This window comes from Gilliamella sp. GillExp13, assembly GCF_001690815.1.
Classification (GTDB): Bacteria; Pseudomonadota; Gammaproteobacteria; order Enterobacterales; family Orbaceae; genus Gilliamella; species Gilliamella bombi.
In genome coordinates this window covers 1-476 of the sequence record NZ_LZHJ01000039.1, presented here as the reverse complement: position 1 = coordinate 476, position 476 = coordinate 1, and the positions used below count along the sequence as shown (strand labels likewise).

At 37.2% G+C, this 476-nt stretch carries 1 protein-coding gene; it reads right to left on the bottom strand.

Translation table 11 applies throughout. From position 1 onward, the window contains the following. Positions 1-476 (bottom strand): DDE-type integrase/transposase/recombinase (locus A9G37_RS03180; protein WP_141671030.1); only part of this gene is annotated, 476 nt, incomplete at both ends.

Sequence of the window (476 nt, the reverse complement as noted above, 5' to 3'; positions counted from 1 at the left end):
CCATTCTTCGGTTATTCTCCTTGCTTGTGCTAAGTTGTTAAAAAGATATAAATCAAGTACTTCAGTACGATAGGTACGATTAAATCGTTCAATATAACCATTTTGATAAGGGCTACCGAGCTTTATATAATCAATGGCTATATCATGTGATTTAGCCCAGTTTATAAAGGTTTTTCCTGTAAATTCTGGCCCATTATCGACCCGTATTTTTAATGGATATCCATGATATTCGGCCAGTTTATCTAAGTAACGGGTAATCCTTCCTGCTGGTAAGCTGACTGCAATATCAATACCTAACGCCTCACGATTAAAGTCATCGATGACATTGAATGTCCTAAAGCGACGTTGACTACGGCTACTATCACTCATAAAATCCATTGACCAACATTCACCTTGTTTATTAGGCACAAATAGCTTTTCCGGGCATCGTGGAGGAATGCGTTTTTTTCGTTTTACTCTGAGATTAAGCTTTAATT